The organism is Nostoc sp. T09, assembly GCF_002154695.1.
GTDB lineage: Bacteria > Cyanobacteriota > Cyanobacteriia > Cyanobacteriales > Nostocaceae > Aulosira.
On sequence record NZ_MTAV01000255.1, the window covers coordinates 1 to 5,722 of the forward strand.

Annotated in this window: 5 protein-coding genes and 1 pseudogene; 2 read left to right on the forward strand and 4 right to left on the reverse strand. The window is 43.1% G+C overall.

Going from position 1 to position 5,722, the window contains the following annotated elements:
- Together BV372_RS34025 and BV372_RS34030 are read left to right on the forward strand one after the other, a co-directional pair.
- Positions 1–201: pseudogene (locus BV372_RS34025) on the forward strand (hypothetical protein); the annotation flags it as partial.
- 349 nt (positions 202–550) lie between these two features.
- On the forward strand, positions 551–805 hold the full coding sequence (locus tag BV372_RS34030) for a hypothetical protein (protein WP_086691808.1): 255 nt from the start codon (positions 551–553) through the stop codon (positions 803–805).
- 284 nt (positions 806–1,089) lie between these two features.
- Here the strand turns inward: BV372_RS34030 and BV372_RS34035 are convergent, their stop codons facing one another.
- The 4 genes from BV372_RS34035 to BV372_RS34050 all read right to left on the reverse strand — a co-directional run bounded on the left by BV372_RS34035 (position 1,090) and on the right by BV372_RS34050 (position 5,289).
- Complete coding sequence (locus BV372_RS34035; RefSeq protein ID WP_086691810.1) at positions 1,090–1,638, reverse strand: cysteine hydrolase family protein; 549 nt, start codon at positions 1,636–1,638, stop codon at positions 1,090–1,092.
- Between the two features lie 112 nt (positions 1,639–1,750).
- Positions 1,751–2,536: an S-adenosyl-l-methionine hydroxide adenosyltransferase family protein gene (locus BV372_RS34040; protein ID WP_086691812.1), complete on the reverse strand. Its 786-nt coding sequence runs from the start codon at positions 2,534–2,536 to the stop codon at positions 1,751–1,753.
- 13 nt (positions 2,537–2,549) lie between these two features.
- Positions 2,550–3,671 carry a carboxylate-amine ligase gene (locus BV372_RS34045; RefSeq protein WP_086691814.1) on the reverse strand — a complete coding sequence of 374 codons (1,122 nt, stop codon included), beginning with the start codon at positions 3,669–3,671 and terminating at the stop codon, positions 2,550–2,552.
- A gap of 85 nt (positions 3,672–3,756) precedes the next feature.
- Positions 3,757–5,289 carry a glycosyltransferase gene (locus BV372_RS34050; protein WP_086691817.1) on the reverse strand — a complete coding sequence of 511 codons (1,533 nt, stop codon included), beginning with the start codon at positions 5,287–5,289 and terminating at the stop codon, positions 3,757–3,759.
- Between the last annotated feature and the right edge of the window lie 433 nt (positions 5,290–5,722).

The window sequence follows — 5,722 nt, forward strand, 5'->3', positions numbered from 1 at the left end:
TTACATCATTTCCTAGCTAATTCAGATTGGTCAGTAAATGAATTAAAACAACGAAGATTACGTCTAATCGTCCAACCACTCTTACTATTTTGGTTGATTTATCCCTGGCTCGATATTTTCCCTAATTCACAGTTATTACTGGGATTCAATCATTTAATTGCAGCCATGAATCAATTTAAACCCTGTTATGCTTCTGGATGATTTAGCTTCTTTACTACTTGCTTATTCCGGAGAGTGACAGAAGAGGGATATAAGACCAAGCTATAAATTGCAGCTTCTGTGATTAGAAAGCTCCGAGAAATAGGGTTTAAATTTCAATTATTATTAATTAAAATAGCTCTTGAATTAATTAATCCTGAAGATCTCAAGCATTGGTTTACAAATTGCTGTTACTGTACCTCATAGTCTCCGAATCTACTGTAAGATGATCCATCTTATCGGTCATTGCTTTAATAACTTATATTTATCAGTATAAACAAAAAAAGTATTTGTTGTTACCTAAATAGCAGAATACATTAAAATTATCAACTAAAAAATGTAAAAAAAAATTATGGATATACCTGTTACTTCTAACAAGGTTGACTGGAATCCTATTCTTTGTCAAATCAAGTATAGAAAAGGTCATAGCTTGCCTGCTTATACTGGTGACTTGAAAATAGCATTGCTCAATCATGTAGGGCTAACAAATCATTCCAAGGGTGAGGAAGCGTATCAGCTTGCTAGAGAAATCGCTAGACTAACAACATGTAGCGATCCAGAAATTGTCTATTGGTTCTCTCGTCTTGTATCTCTAATTAATGATTAAATATCTATCATAATCATCTTTTGAGAGATTACATTAGATAGTTAGCAATGAATACATTTTATATTCAAAACTTTTTTGCGATCGCCTAGTCATAATATAAACTCCAACGACAGTTGCACATAGCGAAAAGTCTGAGCAAAGGCTTACTCTGCTCAGAACTTTTTAAGACAGATTTACAACAATATTTCTCTGTGTGCATCTTTATATTTATCGGTGGTTATATATTTAAAACCTCGCAAAAAGTTGATTCGCAACACTTTATAGTGCACAATTTATTACAATTTTTATTCTCTGCTTTTTTCTACTGGCGCGGCTAGCGAACCCTCAGAAAGACCAGCTTCACGCAGACGAAAAGCACCAATATTCCGACTGAGTACTGCCAACCCTGCGAGGTGTGCTTGTAAGCCTGCTGTACTAGCGCAGCAATCAGTTAATACGATAGGTTCAATGCCAATATCGAAAAAATCCATCGCTATTTTCAACACGCACATATCAGTGTCAATCCCTGCGATGAAAACCCGTTCAAAACACTGTTTACGAAAGTATTCTGTCAAGTTATCCGGTATCCCGCACAGTCCGAATTTAGAAAAAACTACTTCTGGTTGAACCCAAGGTTGTAGTTCTGAGGCAATATTAGTTTCTGGTTCATGAGTACAGCTGTGCCAATCCAAAAATTTCTCATACGGTCCATCAGGTACATTGATGAACCGAGTGAATAAAACTGGTGCATACTCACCTCGCTGAATTAAACGGGCAACTCGCTGTGGGATGTGATGAGTAAATTCGTTGAGAAAACCAGATTGCACATCAACTATGATTAATGGCTCAGACATGGCAGAAGTAATAAATAACAGTGGTGAATAAATAAAACTGGGCTAAGCTTTACTTTCTTTTGACTCCGTATTTTAAAGATTAAATTCTAATATTTCTGACTCTGGAAGACCCTTAATCAATCTGTATATGCGTACCGATTGATGGGCAATTAAATGATTCCCAGGCATTACCACCCCTGAGGAAAACTTCCATCCAGCGCGTCTGTTCGCCTTGTGCATTAGTCCAACCGCTGCTACCAGGCGCAAAAGCTAACTGTCCAGATTCAACGGCGAAGCTGCCATCGCTCCTCGTTGCTTTTCGTTCTATGTCACCAATTTGCAAAAGCAGAGTATCATCTTGGTGTATCTTGCTAGACTCATGCTTAATAGTGGTTTTCAAGTTACCGTAGCCATCAATATAAGCAATACAGTTAGATGGTACATCAGGTATATCAGAACGGGGTATCTCTTCACCTAAAGCATCAGGTTGACCTAAAGCGATCGCACCTGCTGCTTCTGGAAACAAATCGCGAGAACGAAACTGTGAACCTTCCGCTGCTACAGCAGCCCAGCGCAACTCCACTGCCAAATCGCGTACAAATGAGAAGGCATAACCAGCGTTGACACCCATTACACGCACACCTGTTGGCAATCGTGCGAAAGCAAGACGCTCACCTGCATTACTAGTGCGTGCCTGTTCATCATCTTCGCGAGGTGCAACGTTGTGGTAAATTATTGTTCCGGCGGGGGCTTTATTCAAACCCAACTGCGCAATACAGAATCCTGCCGCAAGTGTGGCAAAAGCTGGCACAGGTGTAAGTATCGGTTCAGCATCTGGTAGATAGAGTTTGAGACGCTGCACGACTTCTGCAAAAGCAAGGTCGCCAAAGCCATAATCAGCGATGATGTGAACTAGCATAAAGTCTTGTCTCCTATACTGACGCTATCCCTTTTGCTGTGTCGCGGACAATTAAATCAACAACATCCTTTAAGCTTCCTGTTTGCTTGTAAACTTCACGCTGCCGTGTTGCGCCGTTGCCTTGCTGCATAGTTTCTTTTACCAGAGAAGAGACTTCATCCCATTCTCCATACTCCTCAAGCGATGGACGCACAAAGCTAAGAAAGCTCTCAACCAAATCGCGCGCTGGGACAGCTTTCATAGCAGTAAAATCGATTAAATCCTCATCTAATCCGTAGCGTGCGGCGCGCCAGTGAGCAACACGTATAAGTTCGTGGCGCACTCTAGGAAAGGGTTTATCCTGCATCGCTTGTTCGTAACAAGTCCGCGCCAATGCCCGTACAAGCCCCGCCACCATTACTGCTTCATCTACCGTTTGGCAGACATCTGTGATCCGAAACTCTATTGTCGGGAAGCGCTCTGACAAACGTATATCCCAGTAAATCTTCGTCCCATCCTCTACACTCTTGGTCTCCACTAGAGCTTGTACAAGCTTTTCGTACTCGGCTAATGAGTCGAAAATCAGTGGTGCTCCAGATATGGGCCATTGGCTCCAAATCTCAGTACGATAGCTGGTATAACCTGTATCTGTACCTAACCAGAAGGGTGAAGATGCTGCTAGTGCCAACAGCGGCGCTAACCACACACGGGCACGATTGATAGTGCTGATAGCATGAGAGCGATTGCTAATTCCCACATGCACGTGACAGCCAAAGATAACTAGCTCACGGGTGAGTTGTTGATAATCTCGCATCAGTCCTTGATAACGTTCTTTGGGCGTGAGCTTTTGTTCATCCCAGTGCGAGAAGGGGTGCGTCCCGGCGGCAGCAATTTGCTTACCATCCTTGGCCGCTGCTGCAATTACCTCGCGCCGCAAACGCACAAGCTCAGAGCGCACCTCAGAGACTGTGCGACAGATGGGTGTACCGATTTCTATCTGCGATCGCTGCGCTTCTGGCTGCACCTCCTCGCCAAGGACTTTCTGAGCTTGCGGGAGAATGCGTTCTACACGCGAACTCAACTCCCGTGTTACAGGATTAATGATTTGATATTCCTCTTCGACACCAATAGTAAATTCTTCAGTCTCGGATGACATACTTAGTGTCTCCTGTATTTATTCACAAACTTTGTTAGCAGGAACGGCAAGTTTAATGTTAGTCAGTTCAAGAGTTCCTACACTTTTAAAGGCTAGGTGCATTTAGTGCTATTTGGTTAGACCTAAAATAGAGATTACTCAATTCTTCCAAAGAGACATCGGTCTCTGGTTGTGGATTACGGAAGTAAGGATGGATTGGAAGAATATTAGTTGCACGGTGTGCCTCAGGTGAGGACAAAATCTGCTCTATTAAGGTCAAATAGTTTTGGGCAGTAGTTTCCCAAGTGTATGTATTCAGTACCCTTTGCTGACCAGCATCAGCAAAATACTCCCACTCATGAGCATCGCATAGTAAGCGCTCCAAGCCCTGCCCAATATCAGCAGAATCTTCTGGATCAACAAGTACGCCATATTCTTGATCTCCATCTCTCAGGCTCTCGCTGGGACCTCCATTCTTCGTTGCTACCACAGGCAATCCTGTAGCCGCAGCTTCTAAGGGAGCCAAGCCAAAGGGTTCATAAAGCGCAGTTAAGGCAAACACCGAGCGCCGTTTAGCCAGAAACCGATAGGCCGCAGCCAGTGACTCTTGTTCTTGACTTGGCAAACCGAAGGCAGCGATTTTACCCCATAAGCTGTTTTCTTCGACAATCTCTCGGATAGGGGCTAATACCTCTTCGGTTATATCGTCGCTAGCCTCCTCTCGCAGCGGATCGTCTAGCCCTCCTGTTAGCAGCAATAAGTTAGCTCGTTCCTGAAGCTTTTGGCTGTTTGCGAAGGCTTGCACCAGTCCTAACAAGTTTTTTTTCAGTTCTAATCGGCTGGATGATACAATCACTGGCAAATCCCGACGTGATTCTGGAATATCTCGTGCCAATCGCTCCTGAAGAAACTGATAGATAGCTTCCTCGTTGTGGGAACGTGCCTGGCTACCGAAGATAGAAAAATCTGCTCCTGGTGGAATCACTGCAAAGCAATTGTCGTTCTCTACTTCCACCGCACCATGATAGAGTCGATGAGAGTACTGTTCAAAGCGTTCCTGTTGTGTACTGGTGATATTGATAGCCGAGCGATTCATGCTTAAGCGTTCGGCTAGTATGCGGTATCTAAAATGGAATTGCTCATCTATTTCTGCTAAATTCTCAGGATTTACCTCCAATTTGTCCATTTTTTGGGCACCGAGAGAATGAGCAGTAAAGGTGAAAGGTATGCCTGTCTTCTCCTCAATCAAAACGCCACACAGTCCACCATCGCCATAATGAGCAGTCATAGCATCGGGTAAACCACCCTGCTGTTGATAAAATTTGAGGATGTTGGGTACCCAATCGGTAACCAGATGAGACCACAACAACTCTTTAGGCAGAAATTCTTTTGGCCCTGCTGGTAATCGAATAATCCGGACGTTATCTAAACCAGGATAACTATCAAACACTTCAGCAAACTCTGGCCACTCTGGGTCGATGATTTGGCGGGTGAGAATATCAATTGTGTGACCCTTTTGAGCTATTGCTGTAGCGACTTGCTTGACGTAGATTAGTTGACCTCCAAAATCTGGATGTTTAGTAATGTGACTGTTACCTGAATCGAAGTTGCCTTGAGGGTTAAGAAATCCAATGTGCATGGCTCACTTCCTAATACAGGTTGATTTCTGTGTTAAAATTTATGCCTGAAGATGGCACTATTCAGACCTCCAAGAATAAAAAGTGCAAGCACTAAGGCTATACATGAGCGCCATCAAAAAGTAAGCCAAAAGACTTTCAAGGGTTTCTTTGGCTTATACCCCGCCTATTCACGCATTTTTTGAATGCTTCCTAATACTTAAGTTAATCGCTACTGTGGCTCGCTCACATATATCGGATGACATAAAATGCTGACTAGCTTCTATCCTTTAGTCTTATCTGTGAAGCTTTCAACTACTTTTGAGAATTCTGCTGTGCGATCGCAAATCGATTAATGCATCATTATCTAAATATAATAACAAAAGCCTCGCTGAATCTAATCAGAGAGGCTAGTGTAAAAATAGAACCTGGCATCGAGCTATTGTGGCGGGAGGC